General features: G+C 70.3%; 19 protein-coding genes. 10 read left to right on the forward strand and 9 right to left on the reverse strand.

Translation table 11 applies throughout. The features are described from left to right. Positions 1-55 precede the first annotated feature (55 nt). Genes B9Y95_RS08055 through B9Y95_RS08065 form a run of 3 tightly spaced genes read left to right on the forward strand, consistent with a single transcriptional unit; the run spans position 56 to position 2692 of the window. A complete protein-coding gene (locus B9Y95_RS08055; RefSeq protein WP_085511384.1) occupies positions 56-1291 on the forward strand; it encodes a molybdopterin molybdotransferase MoeA in 1236 nt (411 codons plus the stop codon). Further along, positions 1288-2271 carry a bifunctional molybdenum cofactor biosynthesis protein MoaC/MoaB gene (gene moaCB / locus B9Y95_RS08060; RefSeq protein ID WP_085511385.1) on the forward strand — a complete coding sequence of 328 codons (984 nt, stop codon included), beginning with the start codon at positions 1288-1290 and terminating at the stop codon, positions 2269-2271. The genes B9Y95_RS08055 and moaCB overlap by 4 nt, the downstream gene beginning before the upstream one ends. Beyond that, positions 2264-2692 (forward strand): molybdenum cofactor biosynthesis protein MoaE, encoded by a 429-nt coding sequence (locus tag B9Y95_RS08065; RefSeq protein WP_056011786.1) that lies wholly within the window; start codon positions 2264-2266, stop codon positions 2690-2692. Before moaCB ends, B9Y95_RS08065 begins: the two co-directional genes overlap by 8 nt. 73 nt (positions 2693-2765) lie before the next feature. On the opposite strand, the gene B9Y95_RS08070 is transcribed toward B9Y95_RS08065, so the two are convergent. Further along, complete coding sequence (locus tag B9Y95_RS08070; RefSeq protein ID WP_085511386.1) at positions 2766-3332, reverse strand: dihydrofolate reductase family protein; 567 nt, start codon at positions 3330-3332, stop codon at positions 2766-2768. Between the two features lie 93 nt (positions 3333-3425). On the opposite strand from B9Y95_RS08070, the gene B9Y95_RS08075 reads away from it, so the two are divergent. From B9Y95_RS08075 to B9Y95_RS08085, 3 genes are all read left to right on the forward strand, one after another. Further along, on the forward strand, positions 3426-6035 hold the full coding sequence (locus B9Y95_RS08075; RefSeq protein ID WP_085511387.1) for an excinuclease ABC subunit UvrA: 2610 nt from the start codon (positions 3426-3428) through the stop codon (positions 6033-6035). Positions 6036-6070: 35 nt separating this feature from the next. Further along, on the forward strand, positions 6071-6613 hold the full coding sequence (locus tag B9Y95_RS08080; RefSeq protein WP_085511388.1) for a hypothetical protein: 543 nt from the start codon (positions 6071-6073) through the stop codon (positions 6611-6613). Between the two features lie 96 nt (positions 6614-6709). After that, positions 6710-7177 (forward strand): BLUF domain-containing protein, encoded by a 468-nt coding sequence (locus tag B9Y95_RS08085; RefSeq protein WP_085511389.1) that lies wholly within the window; start codon positions 6710-6712, stop codon positions 7175-7177. 55 nt (positions 7178-7232) lie between these two features. On the opposite strand, the gene B9Y95_RS21150 is transcribed toward B9Y95_RS08085, so the two are convergent. From B9Y95_RS21150 to moaA, 5 genes are all read right to left on the reverse strand, one after another. Then, positions 7233-7331, reverse strand: a complete 99-nt coding sequence (locus tag B9Y95_RS21150) for a type II toxin-antitoxin system RelE family toxin (protein ID WP_327083090.1) — start codon at positions 7329-7331, stop codon at positions 7233-7235. Beyond that, positions 7328-7486, reverse strand: a complete 159-nt coding sequence (locus tag B9Y95_RS21155; RefSeq protein WP_327083091.1) for a type II toxin-antitoxin system RelE family toxin — start codon at positions 7484-7486, stop codon at positions 7328-7330. The genes B9Y95_RS21150 and B9Y95_RS21155 overlap by 4 nt, the downstream gene beginning before the upstream one ends. Beyond that, positions 7483-7743, reverse strand: coding sequence for a type II toxin-antitoxin system Phd/YefM family antitoxin (locus B9Y95_RS08095; RefSeq protein WP_085511390.1), 261 nt, complete (start codon positions 7741-7743; stop codon positions 7483-7485). The genes B9Y95_RS21155 and B9Y95_RS08095 overlap by 4 nt, the downstream gene beginning before the upstream one ends. 77 nt (positions 7744-7820) lie before the next feature. Continuing rightward, complete coding sequence (locus B9Y95_RS08100) at positions 7821-8078, reverse strand: MoaD/ThiS family protein (RefSeq protein ID WP_064293945.1); 258 nt, start codon at positions 8076-8078, stop codon at positions 7821-7823. After that, positions 8071-9138 carry a GTP 3',8-cyclase MoaA gene (moaA, locus tag B9Y95_RS08105; protein ID WP_085511391.1) on the reverse strand — a complete coding sequence of 356 codons (1068 nt, stop codon included), beginning with the start codon at positions 9136-9138 and terminating at the stop codon, positions 8071-8073. Before moaA ends, B9Y95_RS08100 begins: the two co-directional genes overlap by 8 nt. A gap of 113 nt (positions 9139-9251) precedes the next feature. On the opposite strand from moaA, the gene B9Y95_RS08110 reads away from it, so the two are divergent. The 3 genes from B9Y95_RS08110 (at position 9252) to B9Y95_RS08120 (ending at position 14844) form a co-directional block, all read left to right on the forward strand. Next, on the forward strand, positions 9252-10826 hold the full coding sequence (locus B9Y95_RS08110) for a molybdopterin-dependent oxidoreductase (protein ID WP_085511392.1): 1575 nt from the start codon (positions 9252-9254) through the stop codon (positions 10824-10826). 194 nt (positions 10827-11020) lie between these two features. Then, on the forward strand, positions 11021-12757 hold the full coding sequence (locus tag B9Y95_RS08115) for an ABC transporter ATP-binding protein (protein WP_085511393.1): 1737 nt from the start codon (positions 11021-11023) through the stop codon (positions 12755-12757). A gap of 2 nt (positions 12758-12759) precedes the next feature. After that, positions 12760-14844 carry an ABC transporter ATP-binding protein gene (locus tag B9Y95_RS08120; RefSeq protein ID WP_412458820.1) on the forward strand — a complete coding sequence of 695 codons (2085 nt, stop codon included), beginning with the start codon at positions 12760-12762 and terminating at the stop codon, positions 14842-14844. 57 nt (positions 14845-14901) lie between these two features. On the opposite strand, the gene B9Y95_RS08125 is transcribed toward B9Y95_RS08120, so the two are convergent. Further along, positions 14902-16614: a NosD domain-containing protein gene (locus B9Y95_RS08125; RefSeq protein WP_159453351.1), complete on the reverse strand. Its 1713-nt coding sequence runs from the start codon at positions 16612-16614 to the stop codon at positions 14902-14904. Between the two features lie 140 nt (positions 16615-16754). Between B9Y95_RS08125 and B9Y95_RS08130 the strand changes: the two genes are divergently transcribed. Then, positions 16755-17912 (forward strand): acyltransferase family protein, encoded by a 1158-nt coding sequence (locus tag B9Y95_RS08130; protein ID WP_159453352.1) that lies wholly within the window; start codon positions 16755-16757, stop codon positions 17910-17912. Here B9Y95_RS08130 and B9Y95_RS08135 read toward each other — a convergent pair. Further along, a complete protein-coding gene (locus tag B9Y95_RS08135; RefSeq protein WP_085511395.1) occupies positions 17909-19009 on the reverse strand; it encodes a hypothetical protein in 1101 nt (366 codons plus the stop codon). The two genes, B9Y95_RS08130 and B9Y95_RS08135, sit on opposite strands and share 4 nt — an antisense overlap. Positions 19010-19019: 10 nt before the next feature. After that, a complete protein-coding gene (locus B9Y95_RS08140) occupies positions 19020-19487 on the reverse strand; it encodes an NUDIX hydrolase (RefSeq protein WP_200811371.1) in 468 nt (155 codons plus the stop codon). Between the last annotated feature and the right edge of the window lie 22 nt (positions 19488-19509).

Consider the following 19509-nt stretch of genomic DNA (forward strand, 5'->3'; position numbering starts at 1 on the left):
CGGCTCCGAACACCCTGTGCAGCCCCACCGACCGACCTCGACGACGGGAACCACCATGACGACGCCAGCGCCCACGAGTCGGAAGACCGTCGAGCAACATGCCTCCGACGTCGCCGCCCTCCTCGACGAGGTGACCGACACGGGCGTCGAGCGCGTGCCGATCGACGAGGCCGCAGCTCGGGTGACCGCCGTGGCAGTACCGTCGCCGGTCGACCTGCCGCTGTTCCGCAACTCGCAGATGGACGGTTTCGCGGTTCGGGCAGCAGACCTCACGGGCGATGAGACGCGGCTGCGCGTGGTGGGTGAGATCGCCGCGCGCCCGATCGACCCTGCGCCGCTCGAGCCGGGGACCTCGGTGCGCATCATGACGGGCGCGGTCGTTCCGCCGGGTGCGGACGTCGTCGTGCCGGTCGAGGAGAGCGAGGTCGAGACGGATCAGGACGGTGTCGAGACCGTCCTCCTCGGTCCTGCGCGCGGCGGTGGCGAGCGCGCGGTGGGGCTGTTCGTCCGGGAGCGCGGGAGTGACGTCCGCGCCGGTGAGGAGCTGCTGCCAGCCGGCGTGCGCCTCGCCTCACGACACCTCGCCGTGTTGGCTGCTGCCGGGATCACGACCGTCGAGGTGCGTCGACGGGTGCGGGTCGCGATCGTCACGACCGGTGCCGAACTCGTCGAGCCCGGCGAGACACCGACGCTCGGCCAGACCTTCGACTCCAACGGGACCGCGCTGACGGCCGCCGTCGTCGCAGCCGGAGCCGAGGTCGCCGCTCGTGCGCGCGTCGTCGACGATGCCGACGTCCTGCTCGCCCTGCTCGACGACCTCCACGGCGAGGTCGATCTCATCCTCACCTCCGGCGGGATCTCGATGGGCGAGCACGAGGTGGTCCGTGACGTCCTCGGGCCATTGGGCGGCTGGATCGGCTCGGTCGCGATGCAGCCCGGTGGGCCTCAGGCGCTCGGGGCCTACCGCGGCGTCCCGATCATCGCGTTCCCCGGCAACCCGGTGAGCACCCAGCTCTCGTTCGAGGTCTTCGTCGCTCCGGTCCTCCGCCGGGTCGCCGGGCTGCCGCAGGCGTCGCGTGTGCCGGCCGAACTCGCGGTCGCCGTGCGTTCGGTGCCCGGCAAGCGCCAATTCCTCCGCGGACGCCGACGAGGCGACGGCAGGGTCGAACCGGTCGCGGGCCCCGGCTCGCACCTCGTCGCCGGGCTCGCGGCCTCCGACGTGCTGATCGTGATCCCGGAGGACACCCTCGAGCTCGACGCCGGTGACGCTGTGGAAGCATGGACACTATGACCGGGCTCACACACCTCGACGACGACGGCCGCGCACGCATGGTCGACGTCGGCGACAAGGCCACGACGAAGCGGGTCGCGACGGCGACGGCGACCTTCACCACACGACCAGACGTGATCGCGCTCGTCCAGGCGGACGGCCTGCCGAAGGCGGACGTCATCGCGACCGCCCGCATCGCGGGGATCGCGGGGGCCAAACGCACGAGCGAGCTCATCCCGCTGTGCCACCAGCTCGCGCTGTCGTCCGTGAGCCTCGACTTCGCATTCACCAGGGACTCCATCGTCATCACCGCGACGGCGAAGACGACCGGCCAGACCGGGGTCGAGATGGAGGCCCTGACGGCAGCGTCGATCGCCGGCCTGACCCTGCACGACATGGTCAAGGCCGTCGACCCGGCCTCGGTCCTCGGCGACATCCGGCTGCTGGAGAAGTCCGGCGGCAAGCGGGGGAACTGGACGCCTGAAGGTCCGGGGCCGATCGAACCCACTGTCGCTCGAACGGTCCGCCCGCGAACCGCGGCCGTCATCGTCGCGTCGACCGCCGGCGCCGCCGGCACGCGCGAGGACCTCACGGGGCCGCGCATCTCCGCCTGGTTGTCGGAACACGACTACGCGGTGGATGCGGTGACGGTCGTCTCCGACGCCGACGTGCACCTCGCGATCACGGCAGCCCTGGACGCCGCGCCCGCGGTGCTCATCACCACGGGCGGCACCGGCCTCTCGCCGAGCGACCGCACCCCGGAGGCCACGCAGCCGCACCTCGACCGCGAGCTGCCCGGCATCGCGGAGGCGATCCGCACCCTCGGGTCGACCAAGACCCCGACCGCGGCGCTCAGTCGCGGGCTCGCTGGGGTCTCCGGCGGGACCGTCGTCGTGAACCTGCCCGGATCGACCGGTGGCGTGAAGGACGGGCTCGCAGTCCTCGACGGCCTGCTCGACCACCTCGTCGCCCAGATCGCCGGAGGTGGCGCGCATGAGTGAGTCGACGGTTCCCGAGGTCCTGGCGCTCATCTCGGAGTCGCCCCTCGACGCGCACGCGATCGAGGACTTCGTCGCGGCGCCCGCCAACGGCGCACTCGTCGCCTTCCGAGGGATCGTACGCGACCACGACCACGGCGAGGCGGTCGACGCCCTCGACTACCGTGCTCACCCCGACGCCCAACGGTTCCTCGAGGACTGCTGCCGGACGGTCGCCGCGGAGACCGGCCTCCGAGTGGCGGCAGCGCACCGCGTCGGGTCGCTCGTCGTCGGCGACCTGGCGCTCGTCGCCGCCGTCGCTGCTGCGCACCGGGCCGAGGCGTTCGCCGCCTGCGAGCGTCTGGTCGAGGAGATCAAGCGCACCGTCCCCATCTGGAAGCGCCAGCACCTGGCCGACGGTGAGACGGAGTGGGTCGGCCTGTAGCGACCCCTGCTCGATTCGCCCCGAGTGGTCGCACGCACGAAGCATGGGCGACCATTCGGGGCGAATCGAGCTGTCAGCGTGGCAGCACGTCGTAGGTGATGCGCACGAGCCCGTCCTCGGGCGTCGCGTGGGTGCCGCGGAGCCGCAGGCGGACGTCGGCGGCGAGGTCACCGAAGAGGCGGGCGCCCGAGCCGATGAGCACCGGCGCGACCGACACGGTGATCTCGTCGACGAGGCCCGCACCGAGGAACGCCTGGATGGTCCTGCCGCCATCGATGTAGACGCGGCCGGCCCCGGCCTCATCGAGCAGGGTGACCGTCTCGTCGAGCGACCCGGCGACCGTGATGCGGTCGTCCCCGGCCTCGAGCGTGGTGCTCAGCACGACGACCCGCTTGCCCTCGAACGGCCACTCGCCGAAGCCGAGCACGGTGTCGTAGGTGGTGCGGCCCATCACAAGGGTGTCGATCGTCGGGAAGAACGAGTCCCAGTCGAGCGCCGGGTGCTGCCCTGGCGCATCCGCGGCATGATCCCGCGGCTCGAGCTCGGTGAGCCAGCCGAGGTCGCCGTCCGGCTTTGCGATGAACCCGTCGAGGCTCACGCCGATGAAGACACAGCCGCGCCAGGAACGTTCACGAGTCATGAGGACGATCCTGCCTCCGACCTCCGACGTCGCGCATCGGGCGGGGCACGTCAACCGGTCGCCCACCGGACCGCGGCGACGTAGGGTGATCTGATGCCCGAACACGCCCCCGAAGCATCCGACCCGTTCGTCCGCGTCCGGGGAGCCAACGAGAACAACCTCCGCAACGTGGACGTCGACGTGCCGCGCGATGCGATCGTCGCCTTCACCGGGGTCTCCGGCTCGGGCAAGTCGTCGCTCGCGTTCGGCACCATCTTCACCGAGGCGCAACGGCGGTACCTCGAGTCCGTCGCCCCGTACGCCAGGCGGTTGATCCAGCAGGGCCACGACCCGCACGTCGACTCGATCTCCGGCCTGCCACCGGCGGTCGCCCTGCAGCAGCGACGCGGCGCCCCCAGCTCGCGATCCAGCGTCGGTACGGTGACCACGCTCTCGAACTCGCTCCGCATGCTCTTCTCGCGCGCCGGCACCTTCCCCGAGGGGTTCACGACCCGTCTCGACTCGGACGCCTTCTCCCCCAACACCGCCGTGGGCGCCTGCCCGGAGTGCCACGGCATCGGCGTCGCGCACACGGTCACCGAGGAGTCCCTCGTGCCGGACCCGTCGCTGAGCATCCGCGAGGGCGCGATCGCCGCGTGGCCGGGAGCCTGGCAGGCGAAGAACCTCCGCGACATCACCATCGCGCTCGGATACGACGTCGACCGACCCTGGCGGGAGCTCGACCAAGAGGACCGGGACTGGATCCTCTTCACCGAGGAGCAGCCGGTCGTGCAGATCACGCCGCAGCGCGACCGCGTCGCGAAGCCGTACAACGGCATGTTCTGGAGCGCCAAGCAGTACGTCTTCCACACCCTCTCCGACTCCAAGAGCCAGATGATGCGGAACAAGGTGCTCCAGTTCGTGCGCTCGGGTCCGTGCCCGCTCTGCCACGGCACGGGACTTCGCCGCGAGGCGCTCGCGGTCACCTTCGCCGGCCGTACGATCGCCGAGCTCAACGCCCTGCCGATGACGGAGCTCGCCGAGGTCCTCCGGCCCACCACGGAGCTGACCGACGCGGCGCCCGCACTCCCGACCACGCTCTCCGGCGAGCGCACCGACGTCGCTGTCGCCATCACGACCGATCTTCTCGCGCGCATCCGCGTGCTCACCGACCTCGGGCTCGGCTACCTCGGCCTCGGGCGCGTGACGACCACGCTCTCGCCCGGCGAGATGCAGCGGCTCCGGCTCGCGACCCAACTGCGCTCCGGGCTCTTCGGCGTGGTCTACGTCCTCGACGAGCCGTCAGCGGGTCTGCACCCGGCCGACGCGGAGCCCCTCCTCGAGGTGCTGGAGCAGCTGAAGCGCTCGGGCAACTCGGTCTACGTCGTCGAGCACAACATGGACGTCGTCCGGAACGCGGACTGGATCGTCGACGTCGGCCCCGGCGCGGGCGAGGGTGGCGGCGACGTGCTCTACAGCGGCGCCGTCGAGGGTCTCGCCGAGGTCGAGGCGTCGGCGACCCGCCCGTTCCTCTTCCCCGAACAGCACGGTCCTGCCCCCGCGCGACGGGCACTCCGTGAGGCGCGCGACTGGCTCGACGTCGAGGGCATCACGCTCCACAACCTCGCCGGCGTCGACGCCTCGATCCCCCTCGGGACCTTCGTCGCCGTCACCGGTGTCTCCGGTTCCGGCAAATCGACCCTCGTGAGCCGCGTCCTCCGCGACGTCGTGCGCGATCACCTGCGCGCAGACGGTCGGGGTGCGGACGACGTCGCAGACGATGACGACGAGGTACCCACCGATCCGGATGCGGCCGAGGGTTCCGGCCTGGCGGAGGCGACGGTGCCGGACGGACACGCGGACACGCTCACCGTCCGCCGCGCGCGAGGGCTCGAGCACGTCGACCGCCTCGTCCGGGTCGACCAGAAGCCCATCGGTCGAACGCCGCGGTCGAACCTCGCGACCTACACCGGCCTCTTCGACGCCGTCCGCGCGGCCTTCGCCGCCACGGACCTCGCCCGCGAGCGCAGCTACACGGCCGGACGCTTCTCGTTCAACGTCGCGGGAGGTCGCTGCGAGACCTGCCTCGGCGAGGGCTTCGTGTCGGTCGAACTGCTGTTCCTGCCCGGCAGCTACGGCAAGTGCCCGACCTGTGACGGCGCCCGGTACAACGCCGAGACCCTCGAGGTCACCTACGACGGGAAGTCGATCGCAGACGTCCTCGCACTCACCGTCGAGCAGGCGGCCGAGTTCCTCGCGGCCGTCCCGGCGGCGGCGCGCAGCCTCCGCACCCTGCTCGAGGTCGGCCTGGGGTACCTGCGGCTCGGCCAGCCGGCCACCGAACTGTCGGGCGGCGAGGCGCAGCGCATCAAGCTCGCGACGGAACTCCAACGGGTGCGACGCGGTCACACCCTCTACCTCCTCGACGAGCCGACGACGGGCCTCCACCCGGCCGACGTCCGTCGTCTGTTGGCGCAGTTGAACGCGCTCGTCGACTCCGGCGACACGGTCGTCGTGGTCGAGCACGAGATGGACGTCGTCGCGGCGGCCGACTGGGTGATCGACCTCGGACCGTCCGGTGGCGACGCTGGTGGACGCATCGTGGCCGCGGGCACCCCGGACGCCGTCGCCGCAGACCCCGACAGCCGCACCGCGCCCTACCTGGCGAAGCGACTGGCGTTGCTCGGTGCCGCACCGTCACCGGAGGACGCATCGGCGGGATGACGACCCGCCGTCGCCGAGCGCCTAGCGTGGAGTCCATGCAGACGACCGACGCGCACCGTGACCTTCGCGCTCAGCGCATCGCCGTCGTCGTCTGGGCGATCGCCGCGTCGGTGATGCTGGTGCTGGCTCCCGTCGAGGAACTGATCTGGGCACCGCTCGCGATGACGGACGACTCATACGGCCTCGAGGCGATCTACGGGGTGTTCACACCCACCACCCTGACCGTCGGCCTCGTCGGTGTCGCGATCGCGTTCCTGCTCGGCCTCACCGCCATCCTGGTGTTCACCTCCTTCGGATGGCGCGGGCGGCTCGGCACACACTGGGTCCACGTCGCGACCCTCGGATCGATGCTCGTCTGGCTCGGTCTCCTGGCCATGTTCGTCGCCGGCTTCGGCGTCGGGAACACCGTGTCCGACGAGATCCCGCCGTACGTCGGCCGGTCGTCCTCGATCGGCGAACTGCTCCAGGCGCTCGCGCTCGTGGCGTTCCTGGCGACCGTCGTCGGCGCGATCTCCTCACTCGTCCTGCTGTTCCGGGCGGCCGGGGTGGCCCGTCGCGCCTGGCATGCCTCACGATGAAGCGGTCCCCTCACCGCCCGCCGAGGGGCAAGATCCTGGGTAGACCCGATCGGGGGGACGAAGTCAGCCCACCGACCATGTACTGTGCGAATCGTGATGCATGCTGAAGCGCCGGTCCGATCGGTGACGTACGTGAGCCGGGCCGCCACCCCGCTGACGCAGACGTCACTCGAAGCCCTGCTCCTCGAGAGCCGCGCGAACAACGAGCTCTCCGGGCTCACCGGCATGCTCGCCGTGCGCGGCGACGACTTCTTCCAGGTGGTGGAAGGACCGGAGGCGGGCATCTCCGCGCTCCTGGCGAGTCTCCGTCGGGACCCACGCCACACGGACATGCGCATCCTGAACGAGGAGACCGTGCCGTTCCGCCAGTTCCCGGACTGGCGGATGCGATGCGAGCGACTCGACGACTACCCGGTCGACAGCATCCCCGGAATCGACGCGATGGGCGGCGGCGACGACGCGTCCGCGGACACCCGGACGCGCGGCGTCCTGGACCTCGTCCGATGGCTGCAGGCCCGTGCCGCCCGAGCGCTCTCCGAACGCCACCCGTCGGCAGCGTCCTAGACGGTCCGCTTCGATGCGACCGGCGCTTTCCGATCGTCCGACGGCCCCGTTCCAGTCACCGGTAGATCTCACGCCGATGTCCGGCGTCGACGACCACCACCGTCAACACCTCGTCGTCGATCCGGTACAGGACGCGGTAGTCGCCGGTCCTCACTCGCCATTCGGGTCGCGCGACGAGGCGCTTCGCAGCGGGCGGGCGGGATCTTCGGCGAGCAGTTCCAGAACCGCTTGGATGCGGCGCTTCGCCTCCGGCGGCAGCTTGCGGATCGCTCGGACCGCGGACGGCAGCAGTTGGACCTGATAGCTCACGCCAGACCGAGCTCCCGCTTGACCTCGTCCCAGGGCACCGGCACTTCACCGAGGTGTTCGGCCCCTTCCCACGCGGCATCGACAGCACGGATGTCGGCCAGCTCCTCCGCGTCCTCGAGGAGGTGGCGCAACTGCTCCGGGTCGACGATCGCCGCGACCGCCTGGTCACGACGGGTGAGGTAGACGGGCTCACGATGTGCAGCGTCCACGAGCGCGCTCAACTTGCCGCGGGCCTCACTGATGGTCATCTCGCTCATTCATCCAGAATGATGCGAAAAGAAACCGTTTATGGCAAATCGTCAGATTTTGTACATATCCGCATGCTGTCGCCGTCCTAGCCGCCGGCGAAGGGCGGGAGGACGTCGACCCGGGCGCCGAGCGGACGGGCGTCGTCGCGACTGACCACGCCGTCGACGAGGAACGAGCCCGACGCGAGCACCTTGGCCATCGCGTCACCGTAGCGCTCGAGCAGGACGGACTTCAGCTCGCCCACCGTCGCCACCGCCGGCAAGGACTCCTCGGGGACGCCGGCGGCCTCCTCGGCAGCAGCGAAGTAGCGCACGAGCACCTGCAGCGTCGTCGTCTCAGCCACCGATCGCCCCCATGCTCCGCTCCGGACGGACGAAGTCGGGCGACGCGATGCGGTGCCCGGCCTGCTTGTGCCACATCGCCGCGCGCCAGCGGTCCGCGATCTCGACGTCGTCGGCTCCTGAGCGCAGCATGCCCCGCAGGTCGGTCTCGTCGTCGCCGAAGAGGCAGGAGCGGATCGTCCCCTCGGCCGTGAGCCGAGTGCGGTCGCAGTCGTCGCAGAACGAGCGCGTGACCGATGCGATGATGCCGACCGTCGCCGGGCCACCGTCGACGAGCCACTCCTCGGCCGGAGCGGAAGGATCCTCGCGATGCGGAGCGGTGAGCGTGAAGCGGGAGCCGAGGACGTCGAGCAACTCGGCCGCGTCGACCATGTTCTCGCGTACCCAGGCCTCGTCGGCGTCCAGCGGCATCTGCTCGATGAAGCGGAGGCGGCAGCCGTTCTCGATCGCCCAGGAGAGCAGGGCGACCGCACCGTCGAGCGTGTCGCGCATGAGGACGGCGTTGATCTTCAGCGGCGTCAGCCCGGCGCGCTTGGCGGCCTCGATGCCGGCCAGGACGGCGGGGAGGCGGTCGCGACGCGTGAGCCGCGCGAAGTGGTCGCGGTCGACGGTGTCGAGGGATATGTTCACGCGGGTGAGCCCGGCGGCCACGAGCTCGTCGACGCGCTTGTCGAGTCCGATGCCGTTCGTCGTCATGGAGATCGAGGCGTCGCCGGCGACCGCGGAGCTGCGGGCGATGATCTCCGCGAGGTCGGGGCGCATGAGCGGCTCGCCGCCCGTGAAGCGGATGTCGTGCACGCCGAGGTCGCGGACGGCGATCTCGACGAGGCGGCCGATCTCGGTCGGCGTCAGCAGGTCGTCGCGGGCGATCGCCGGGAGGCCCTGCTCGGGCATGCAGTAGGTGCAGCGCAGGGAGCACTTCTCCGTGATCGACACCCGGAGGTCGCGCGCCACGCGCCCGAACCGGTCGATGAGGCCGTCGACGTCGGGACGTCCGGCAGCGTCCGGGATGTGCCTGAGCGGCGACCCGATGCGTGGGATTCCGAGCCCGACTGTGGTCATCCCCCCAGGGTACGGGGAGAAGGCGGCGACCGGTGCCCTAGCCGGTCGACGATGATGACGAACCGGAGACAACCGGCCCACTGCGGGGGATCCGGTCGGTATCGCGGCGTAGCATGACGGGCATGGAGCCCCGCCGCCGCACCCTGTTCGCCGGTGTGTCCGGCATCGTCGCCGCCGTCGCCACGCTCGGTTCGGCCGAGGCCGTGGCAGCGTTCGTCGCACCGGCGAGTTCACCGCTCCTCGCCGTGGGCTCGCTCGTCATCGACCTCGTGCCCGGTTGGGTGAAGGACCTCGTCATCGCCCTGTTCGGCACCAACGACAAGCTCGTGCTGCTCATCGTGCTCGGTGTCGTGGTCGCGGCCCTCGCCGTGGGGATCGGTGTCCTCGAGGAACGCCGCCCGGTGGTCGGGAGCATCGCGCTCGCGGTCGTCGGTGTCGTCGCGGTCGTCGCAGCGATCACCCGCGCGGACGCGGGCCTCGACTGGGCGTTCCCGAGTTTCGTCGGCACGGCGGTCGGCATCCTGGTACTGCGACTGCTCGTGACCCGGCTCCGCACCTGGGAAGATGCGACGGTCACGGACGAAGCCCGGCCGGTCGTCGGCGCCTCCCGAGCCGAACTCCCCCGGCGCTCCTTCCTGGTCCTGCTGGGCGGCACCGCGGTCGGTGCGCTCGTCGTCGGCGTCGGCGCACGCGTCGCCTCGGCCGGTGCTGTCGCCGTGGAGACCATCCGGAAGGCCCTCAAGCTCCCGACGGCCGCCGTCGCCGCACCGCCGGTCCCGGCCGGAGCCGAACTCGGCATCGACGGACTCACCCCGGTCGTCTCGGCGAACGACTCCTTCTACCGGATCGACACGGCCCTGCAGGTACCGAACATCGACCCCTCGACGTGGAGCCTCAAGATCACCGGCATGGTCGAGCAGGAGGTCGAGATCGGATTCGAGGAACTCCTCGCCCTCCCGCTCCAGGAGTCGATCATCACGCTCACCTGCGTCTCGAACCCCGTCGGCGGCGACCTCATCGGCAACGCGTTGTGGCTCGGATACCCGATCCGCGAGCTGCTCGCCCGCGCGAAGCCCAAGGCGGGGGCCGACATGGTCCTCTCGCGGAGCATCGACGGGTTCACCGCCGGCACGCCGCTCGAGGTCCTGCAGGACGAAGACCGTGACAGCCTCCTCGCCGTCGGGATGAACGGGCAACCGCTCCCGCTGCAGCACGGCTTCCCGGTGCGCATGGTCGTCCCAGGGCTGTACGGCTACGTCTCCGCCACGAAGTGGGTCGTCGAGCTGGAAGTGACCCGCTACGCGGACGCCCGGGCGTATTGGACCGATCGCGGCTGGTCGGAGCGCGGGCCCATCAAGACGGAGTCGCGCATCGACGTGCCACGCAACGGTGGACGTGTCGCGGCGGGGAACGTCGCGATCGCCGGCGTCGCCTGGGCGCAGCACACGGGCGTCAACCGGGTCCAGGTCCGGATCGACGACGGCGACTGGCTCGACACGACGCTCGCCACGGCCATCTCCGACGACACCTGGGTGCAGTGGGTGCTCCACTGGGACGCGCCGGCCGGCGACCACACCATCGCCGTCCGCGCGACCGACGCCGCGGGCAAGACGCAGAGCGAGACCCCCGTCGACGTCGTCCCCGACGGCGCGGAGGGCTGGCACACCATCTCCGTCGGCGTCGACTGACCCGAGATCATCACGATTCCGAACCAGGACACCACCGTGTCACCGGTGCGGAGTATCGTCGCTCGGGCACGTCCCTCACGCTCCCGTCCGGCTGCGCCGCCGCCCGGAGCACTGGTCTCGCGCCAGGCCCGCTCCACCTCTTCACCCGTCCGCGCGAGACCCCGCGCCGGACACGAACCGTCTAAGGACCTCACGTGGCCCTCCTCGCCCTCGCCCTCCGACACGCCAAGCCGTACGCGGCCTGGGTCATCGCGGTGTTCGTGCTGCAGCTCGTCTCGACGATCGCGGCCCTCTACCTCCCCAGCCTGAACGCCCAGATCATCGACCAGGGCGTCTCCCGGGGCGACACGGACTTCATCTGGTCCACCGGCATGACGATGCTGGTCGTCTGCCTCGTCCAGGTGGCCGCAGCCATCGGCGGTGTCTACTTCGGCGCCCGCACCGCCATGGCCATCGGCCGCGACCTGCGCCGGGAGTTCTACCGCAAGGTCGACTCGCTCGGCGCCCTCGAGATCGGCGGCTTCGGCAGCGCGACGCTCATCACGCGCGGCACGAACGATGTCCAGCAGGTCCAGATGCTCGTCCTCATGACCCTCAACTTCATGGTGTCCGCGCCCATCATGTGCGTCGGCGGCATCATCATGGCGCTCCGCGAGGACGCGGGGCTGTCGTGGCTGGTGTGGGTCTCCGTGCCGGTGCTGTTCATCATCGTCGGGTTCCTGGTGTACCTCCTCATGCCGCTGTTCCGTCAGATGCAGGACCGCATCGACGGCATCAACAGCGTGCTGCGCGAGCAGATCATCGGCATCCGCGTCGTCCGGGCGTTCGTCCGCGAACCGTTCGAGTCGGAGCGGTACGACCGCGCGAACGAGGCGCTCACCCGCGTGTCGATCAAGGTCGGCAACATCTTCGTCCTCATGTTCCCGGTCATCATGATGGTCCTGCACCTGGCGACCGCTGCCGTGCTCTGGTTCGGGGGCCAGCGGGTGGACGCCGGACAGATGCAGATCGGTTCACTCACCGCGTTCCTCCAGTACCTGCTCCAGATCCTCACCTCGGTGATGATGGGCGTCTTCATGGTCATGATGATCCCTCGCGCGGTCGTGTGCGCCGAGCGCATCCAGAGCGTCCTCGACACCGAGCCGAGCCTCACCGTGCCGACGAGCACCGACATCCGCGTACCATCGGTCGGGCGAGTCGAGTTCACCGGCGTCACCTTCGGCTACCCCGGTGCGGAGCGACCGGTCCTGTCGGACGTCACGTTCACGGCGGAGCCCGGCAAGACCACCGCGATCGTCGGCTCGACCGGCTCCGGCAAGACGACGCTCCTCTCGCTCATCCCGCGCCTCTACGACCCGCAGCAGGGCCACGTCACCATCGACGGCGTCCCCGTCTCGCAGCTCACCCGGCAGCAGATCGCCGGGGTCGTCGGGATCGTGCCGCAGAAGCCGTACCTCTTCTCGGGCACGATCGCCTCGAACCTCCGATTCGGACGCCCCGAAGCCACCGACGACGAGCTGTGGAGCGCCCTCGACGTCGCGCAGGCTGAGGACTTCGTGCGCGCGAAGCCGAAGATGCTGAACGACGGCGTCGCCCAAGGTGGCACGAACGTCTCCGGCGGCCAGCGTCAGCGCCTGTGCATCGCCAGGGCCCTCGTCGCGAAGCCCCGGGTCTACCTCTTCGACGACTCGTTCTCGGCCCTCGACGTCGCCACCGACGCCCGACTCCGGGCAGCCCTCGGCGACAGCACCGCCGACGCGACCGTCATCATCGTCGCCCAGCGCATCGCGACGATCCGCGAGGCCGATCACATCATCGTCATGAACGACGGCGGCATCGTCGGCCGCGGCACCCACGACGAACTCCTCGAATCCAACGAGACGTATCGCGAGATCGTCCAATCGCAGCTCGCTGTGGAAGGGGTGGCGTGACCATGGCCCGTTCACCACGTGACAAGCGCTCCTCCGGCGCCTCGAAGGACACCGCCCAGGCGCCCGAGCTGAACGCGGTCGAAGAGGAGGCGCCCGCACCGGAGTTCACCCCGGGTGAGTCCGACGGCGACATGTTCGGCGGCACCCCGTCGAAGAAGGCCGAGCAGTTCTGGCCGTCCGCGAAGCGACTCGTCGGTCTCCTCGCCCCCGAGAAGGTCAAGATGAGCATCGTCGTCGGGCTCGTCGTGCTCTCGGTCGTGCTCACGGTCATCGCCCCGAAGATCCTCGGTCTCGCGATGGACGCGATCTTCAACGGTGTGATGGGCTCGCAGCTTCCCGCCGGCGCGACGCTCGACCAGGTCGTCGACCAGGCACGTGCGTCCGGCAACGACCAGTACGCCGACATGCTCGAGAAGTCGGACATCACCCCGGGCCAGGGCATCGACTTCACCCTGCTGGGCCGCCTGATCATCATCGTGCTCGGCATGTACATCGTCGCGTCGATCCTCAACTGGGCGCAGGGGTACATCCTCAACGGGCTCGTCATGCGCGTGGTCTACACACTCCGCCGCGACATCGAGCGCAAGCTCAACCGCCTTCCGCTGAGCTACTTCGACACCCGTCAGCGCGGTGACCTCATGTCGCGCGTCACGAACGACGTCGACAACATCCAGACCGCCCTCCAACAGGCGTTCTCGCAACTCGTGCAGTCGGCCCTCACGGTGCTCGGCATCACGGCGATGATGTTCATCGTGTCCTGGCAGCTCGCACTCATCGCGCTGATCGCGCTGCCGCTGTCCGCACTGATCGCCGGGGTCATCGGCTCACGGTCGCAGAAGCTCTTCACCGCGCAGTGGAAGAACACCGGCTCGCTCAACGGGCACATCGAGGAGTCGTTCTCGGGCCTCGAGCTCGTGCGGGTCTTCGGTCGCGACAAGGAGATGCTCGCCGAGTTCGACGAGCGCAACGAGAAGCTCTACACGGCGGCGTTCGGCGCGCAGTTCGTGTCCGGCATGATCATGCCGGCGATGACCTTCGTGTCGTACCTGTCCTACGTGCTCATCGCCGTCGTGGGCGGCCTCCGGGTCGCCTCCGGCCAGATGACCCTCGGCGACGCGACCGCGTTCATCCAGTACTCGCGTGAGTTCTCGCAGCCGCTCAGCCAGATCGCCGGCATGGCGAACCAGCTGCAGTCGGGCGTCGCGTCCGCCGAGCGCACCTTCGAGCTGCTCGACGCCGAGGAACAGGACCCGGAGACCGCGGACGCACACCTGCCCGAGCACACCGACGGCCACGTCGAGTTCGACGACGTCTCCTTCAGCTACGACCCCGAGAAGCCGCTCATCGAGGACCTCTCCTTCTCCGCGCAACCGGGTCAGACCGTCGCGATCGTCGGCCCGACCGGGGCCGGGAAGACGACCCTCGTGAACCTCGTCATGCGCTTCTACGAGCTCACGGGCGGTCGCATCCTGCTCGACGGCGTCGACATCACCGCCCTGACGCGCGCCGAACTGCGGTCGCAGGTCGGGATGGTGCTGCAGGATGCTTGGTTGTTCGAGGGGACGATCCGCGAGAACATCCGATACGGCCGACTCGACGCGAGCGACGCGGAAGTCGTCGAGGCCGCTGAGGCGACGATGGTCGACCGCTTCGTGCGGCAGCTGCCCGACGGCTACGACACCGTGCTCGACGCGGACGGCGGCAGTGTCTCGGCCGGTGAACGCCAGCTCATCACGATCGCCCGTGCGTTCATCGCGAAGCCGAAGCTGCTCATCCTCGATGAGGCGACGTCGTCCGTCGACACCCGGACGGAGCTGCTGGTGCAGCACGCGATGGCCGCGCTGCGTTCCGACCGCACCTCGTTCGTCATCGCCCACCGCTTGTCGACCATCCGCGATGCTGACACGATCCTCGTGATGGAGAACGGACGGATCGTCGAACAGGGCTCGCACGCGCAGCTCCTCGAGGTCGACGGCGCGTACGCCGAGCTCTACCGCACGCAGTTCCGCGGTGGCGAGGAGCAGTCCGCGATCGACGAAGCGGCCGTTGCCAGCGGGTCCGACACGGCGCACGCACCGCGCAGCTGAGGCGACACCGACGCCACGACGGGCGGGCACTCGATTCCCGAGCGCCCGCCCCTCGGTTCAGCTGAGGGTGGTCGACCGCCAGGTGCCCTGGTCGTTCACCCACAGGCGCCCGTTCCCGACGAGGATGTCGCCGGACTGGCCTCCATACGGCCGGGCGAGACCCATGTGCCGGGTGGAGAGGTAGCTCGTGTTCGGCTGCGCGTTTGCATGTGCCGTGTTGCTCGTCTCCCACAGATTGCCCTGCACCACCGAACGTCCCGTCGTGCCGTAGGTGTCGAGGCCGTACTCGCACTCGCGCGCGGTGTTGCCGATGATCGTCGCACCACCGGTGCAGTTGCTCACGGCGATCGCGACGCGGATGCGGTCGATGCGGTTCCCCATGACCACGATCGAGCCAGCACCCTGGTGGAGCACCCCGAACCCGTTGGAGGTCGCGGCCCCGGTGATGGAGTTGTCGGAGACCACCGCGTCCTCGGCGAGGTACGACACGACACCGCCCACCGAGCCCGATGCGAGCGTGACGGCGACGCGGTTGCCTGAGACGACGGGTTGTCTCGTCCGATCGAGCGCGATCCCGATCGGGCAGGTGCCGCCGACGATGCGGACCACGTTGTCGGTGATGAGCGCGTCGACGGCGCCGATGACGGTGGTCGAACCGCGGGGCGGTGTCGCCGCCTGGGCCATGATGCCCGCGGCCGCGACGCCGCGGATCTCGATGACGTTCCCAGAGACCACGGTTCCCTGCGCGTCGCGGTAGATCATCACCGGGCAGCGCTTCGGCCCCCAGGCGGACCCCTGGTCGTCTTCGGTCGTGCGTGTCCAGCGCACCGTGTTCGCGACCAGGGCGACGGATCGGGTGTCGATGACGGCGAGTCCCCACCAGGTCGCGTCGGACACGGTGTTGCCGGTCACGACGGTGTGGGCCATGCCCTCCACGGCGATGGACCGACGGAACGGCCCGGTGACGACGTTGCCCTCGATCGTGACCATCGAGTCGGCCCAGGACCCGGGGTCGACCGCGAAGTCGGGCAGGTTCTCGGCGTGGATGCCGACCCGTGCGTCGGTGCCGGGGGCGGCCGAGACGATGTTGCCGACGACGGCCGAACGCGCACCCCAGACGGTGATGCCGTCGCCGCGATCCTCGCCCGCGGACGAGGCGGAGCCTCGCCCTCCGCCCGAGCCGACGATGTTCAGGACATGGCACGCGGAGATGACGACGCCCTCGAACTCGCCTGACGGTTGCACGGCGATGCCGCTCTGGAACCCGTCGACGGTGACGCCGTCGATCAGGACGTCGCTCGCCCAGATGCTGATCCCGGTGTTGCGCTCACCCGTGCTCGATGCCGGCGGGCCCGCGTAGCCGACCCGGATGCCGGTCACCGAGCTGCCCGCCACGATGAGCTTCAGCGCCGGGGCCGCCTCGACACCTCCGACGAACCGGAGCTCGCCGCGCCCGCGGAGATGCACGCGACGGTCGATCCTGATCGTCGCGTCCACGGCGATGACGTCGCCGCCGCGGACGATCACGGTGCTGCCGGCCGGGACGGCCGCGAACCAGGCGAGGACCGCGGCGGTGCTGACGGAGGCACCGGTCGGGTCGATCCCGGGACCTTCGAGCACGAGTTCGACGGGTGGGGCGGCCTGGGTGTCCGCACTCCCGGTCGGCGCCGACGGCGCGGGGTCGGGTGGTGACGACGGAGCCTCGTGGTCGGGCTCGGGCTCGGGCTCGACGGCAGTCGGTTCGGGTTCCGGGAACGGTTCGGGTTCCACCCCGGTCCTCCGCCACCGAGCTGTTCCGTCGCGTCGTGATGTCTTGTCCACAATCCACACAGTACAGAACCATGAGGCACAGAAGCATCTTAGAGTTGAAGTCCGGCGTGATCACCGCCGTCCGATCATTCAGGAGCACCATGCCGTCACCGGAGAACCGCGCGACCGGAAACCCCCGACGCACCCGCCGACCGGCACCCCGCGTCGATTCCACCGCCTTCGCCGGCGCCCGCGCCATCGCCGCCTGGTGGGTGGTGTTCTCGCACTCCGCAGACTGGCTGTTCTCGGTTCTTCCGGAGCTCTCCTGGCTCGCGCCGCTGGCCCACACCGGTCTCGCCGTGGACGTCTTCTTCGTCCTGAGCGGCTACTCCATCGCGCGCGCCTACCTGCACCGGCAGTGGACCTGGCCCGCGTACGGGCGATACCTCCGGAACCGCGTGGCGCGGATATACCCGGCACACGTGGCCGTGCTCTTCGCCTTCGTGCTGCTCTACGTCGGCGGGGCGATGGTCGGCATCGCCGCGGAAGACGGGGCGTTCCCGCCCATCGGCCTCCTCGCCGAACTCACCCTCACCCGCGCGTGGTTCGGCGACGCACTCTGGTGGAACCCACCCGCCTGGTCGCTGTCGGCCCAGTTCCTCACGTTCATCCTGTTCCCGGTGATCGCCCTCGCTTTCCGCGGCCGGATGCGCGGCTCGGTCCCGGTGATCGCCCTCTCGATCGGGCTCGTCTGCGCGACGACGATCGCCGCCGCCGTCGCCCCATCGGCCATGAACGGCATGGCACCCCCGGCTGTCCGGGTGCTGTGCTGTTTCGTGCTCGGCATCTGCGTGGCGGAGTGGACGGCGGCCCTGCCGGTCACCCGTCGAGCGGCGTGGGTCGCTGCGGGAGGTGCCGCCGGCCTGGTCGGGGCGGCGATCACGCTCGAGCCCGGCGCACCACGCGCCTGGGCGGCGATCACCTTCGCGGGGATCATCGTCGGAGGCCTGGCGGTCGCGAGTCCGCGCTCCACGGCGGTGCTGCGCAGTCGCCCAGCGCGCTTCCTGGGACAGCTCTCGTTCTCCACGTACCTCGTGCACGTCTTCGTGCTCATCCTGCTGGCGAAGGCGATCACGCCGAGCGCCGTCGGCGGATTGCCGCTCCTCCTCCGGGCCCCGATCATCCTGGCCTGGTTCGGCTCGATCCTCGCCGCGTCCTGGCTGCTCCACGCGCTCGTGGAGGTGCCGTGGCATCGGAGACTCGCCGCACTGCGGACGAGCCGGGCCGTCCATGCCGACGGATCGACCACCGGCGGTTAGGCGTTCGTGCCCGGCAAGGGATTCCGCGCCGCCCGGACGCCCTGCGCGATGCGCTCGGGGAGCCGCAACGCGGCGCTGACGAAGGCGAGCACCGCCACGGCGAGCGACACCCAGAGTACGGACCAGGCGGCATCGGTGGGCGGGCCCAGCAGCAGCGCCGCCGCCGCATCCCCGACGCCGCCGGGGATCGCGACCGACACCGCGAACACGAGGGCGAGTCGGGCGGCGCCGAGCAGGATGAGCGTCAGGCCCGCCGCGAGCAGGACGCCGATCGCGGCTCCGGCGACGGTCCGGCTCGGGTTGCGGCGCCCCAGCCAGAGCAGGATCACCCCGAGTGCGAGGAGCCCGATCGCGAGCCAGGGCGACCAACCCGCCGCCGTTTCGATCACCCGGATGCCATCGAGCACTGGCGCGACCTGCGATGCCGGGACGACGTCGACCACGCGGTCGACGTCCGGGATGACGGCCGCGAAGCCGAACCCGGCGTCGACCAGCCAGGTGCGGGTCGCGGAGACGATCGGTCCCAACTGCACGCCCAGCCCCTGCTCGGCCGAGACGTCGATGACGGCACCCCGGGAACCGGAGACGCCCGCGACGAGCTGCTCATGCGTGACGCGGAGGGCTTCGGTCCAGGCGGTCGCGAACTGGGGCGAGGCCGCGAACTCGGCGACGTTCCGGCGCAGGACCTCGCGCAGCGCATCCGCGGTGTCGCCACCGATGGCGCCGAGCACCTCCGAGATCGCCGGCGGGAGCGAGAGGGTCGCCGCGAGGTCGGCCGGCGCTGCAGCCGCTGCCTCGAGGTCGACCTGACTCTCCAGCGCGGCGAGCGCCTGGTCCCCCACGAAGGCTTGGACGGCGGGGTCAGTGGCCAGCGGGGCGAGGGTGTCGACGAACGCGTCGGTGTCGCGGAGCATCGTGTCCGCCCAGGTGCTGACGAGGGCGACCGGGATCAACAGGGCACCGATCACGATCGCGACCGTGCCGAAGAAGCCCCATGCGCCCGCTCCACGTCGGACCGGCTGCTCAAGGGCCTCCGCCCGGAGCGCGTCGAACGTGACGAAGTCGTTGCGGGCGTCGGACGACGGGTGATCGGTCACGCGCCCGAGTCTACGAGTCGACGCCGTCCGGGCGTCTGGATCCGCGAGACCGCGCGATCGCTTCGACCGCCGCCACCGTCGACACGGTCACCCGTTCCGGCAACGCGTCGAGCGGGAACCACCGGAGATCGCCGTGTTTCTCCGGCTCTCGGAGTTCAGGCTCGCCGATAGTGTCCTCCGTGAGGTACACCGGCGAGATCCAGTGCTGATGCAGAGCCTCCTCGAAATGGTCGACGACGCACAACAGCTCGATCGATCCGAGTTCGAGCCCGGTCTCCTCCGAGGCCTCCCTGCGGACGGCTGCTTCGAGGCGTTCCATCCAGTCGACCTTCCCGCCGGGGATGCCCCAGGATCCGGCCTCGGGCTCGCGGAGGCGCTCGAGTAGGAGGATCCGACCCTCGCGGACGATCGCGACCCCGCACCCGGAGCGCGGGTGCGACACGGGCTCTTCAGCGGGCGCAAGCGCGGTTGACGACACGTGCCCACGCTACTCGACGCCG

Origin of the sequence: Plantibacter flavus (assembly GCF_900177615.1) — a bacterium.
GTDB lineage: Bacteria > Actinomycetota > Actinomycetes > Actinomycetales > Microbacteriaceae > Plantibacter > Plantibacter flavus.

What these genes read in the sequence shown, in the direction of transcription:
- B9Y95_RS08080 (WP_085511388.1), top strand. Translation starts at nt 6,071, where the DNA reads ATGCAGACGACCGACGCGCACCGTGACCTTCGCGCTCAGCGCATCGCC.
- B9Y95_RS08130 (WP_159453352.1), top strand. Translation starts at nt 16,755, where the DNA reads ATGCCGTCACCGGAGAACCGCGCGACCGGAAACCCCCGACGCACCCGC.
- B9Y95_RS08120 (WP_412458820.1), top strand. Translation starts at nt 12,760, where the DNA reads ATGGCCCGTTCACCACGTGACAAGCGCTCCTCCGGCGCCTCGAAGGAC.
- B9Y95_RS08095 (WP_085511390.1), bottom strand. Translation starts at nt 7,743, where the DNA reads ATGAGCGAGATGACCATCAGTGAGGCCCGCGGCAAGTTGAGCGCGCTC.
- B9Y95_RS08075 (WP_085511387.1), top strand. Translation starts at nt 3,426, where the DNA reads ATGCCCGAACACGCCCCCGAAGCATCCGACCCGTTCGTCCGCGTCCGG.
- B9Y95_RS08065 (WP_056011786.1), top strand. Translation starts at nt 2,264, where the DNA reads ATGAGTGAGTCGACGGTTCCCGAGGTCCTGGCGCTCATCTCGGAGTCG.
- moaCB (WP_085511385.1), top strand. Translation starts at nt 1,288, where the DNA reads ATGACCGGGCTCACACACCTCGACGACGACGGCCGCGCACGCATGGTC.
- B9Y95_RS08085 (WP_085511389.1), top strand. Translation starts at nt 6,710, where the DNA reads ATGCATGCTGAAGCGCCGGTCCGATCGGTGACGTACGTGAGCCGGGCC.
- B9Y95_RS08110 (WP_085511392.1), top strand. Translation starts at nt 9,252, where the DNA reads ATGACGGGCATGGAGCCCCGCCGCCGCACCCTGTTCGCCGGTGTGTCC.
- B9Y95_RS08055 (WP_085511384.1), top strand. Translation starts at nt 56, where the DNA reads ATGACGACGCCAGCGCCCACGAGTCGGAAGACCGTCGAGCAACATGCC.
- moaA (WP_085511391.1), bottom strand. Translation starts at nt 9,138, where the DNA reads ATGACCACAGTCGGGCTCGGAATCCCACGCATCGGGTCGCCGCTCAGG.
- B9Y95_RS08070 (WP_085511386.1), bottom strand. Translation starts at nt 3,332, where the DNA reads ATGACTCGTGAACGTTCCTGGCGCGGCTGTGTCTTCATCGGCGTGAGC.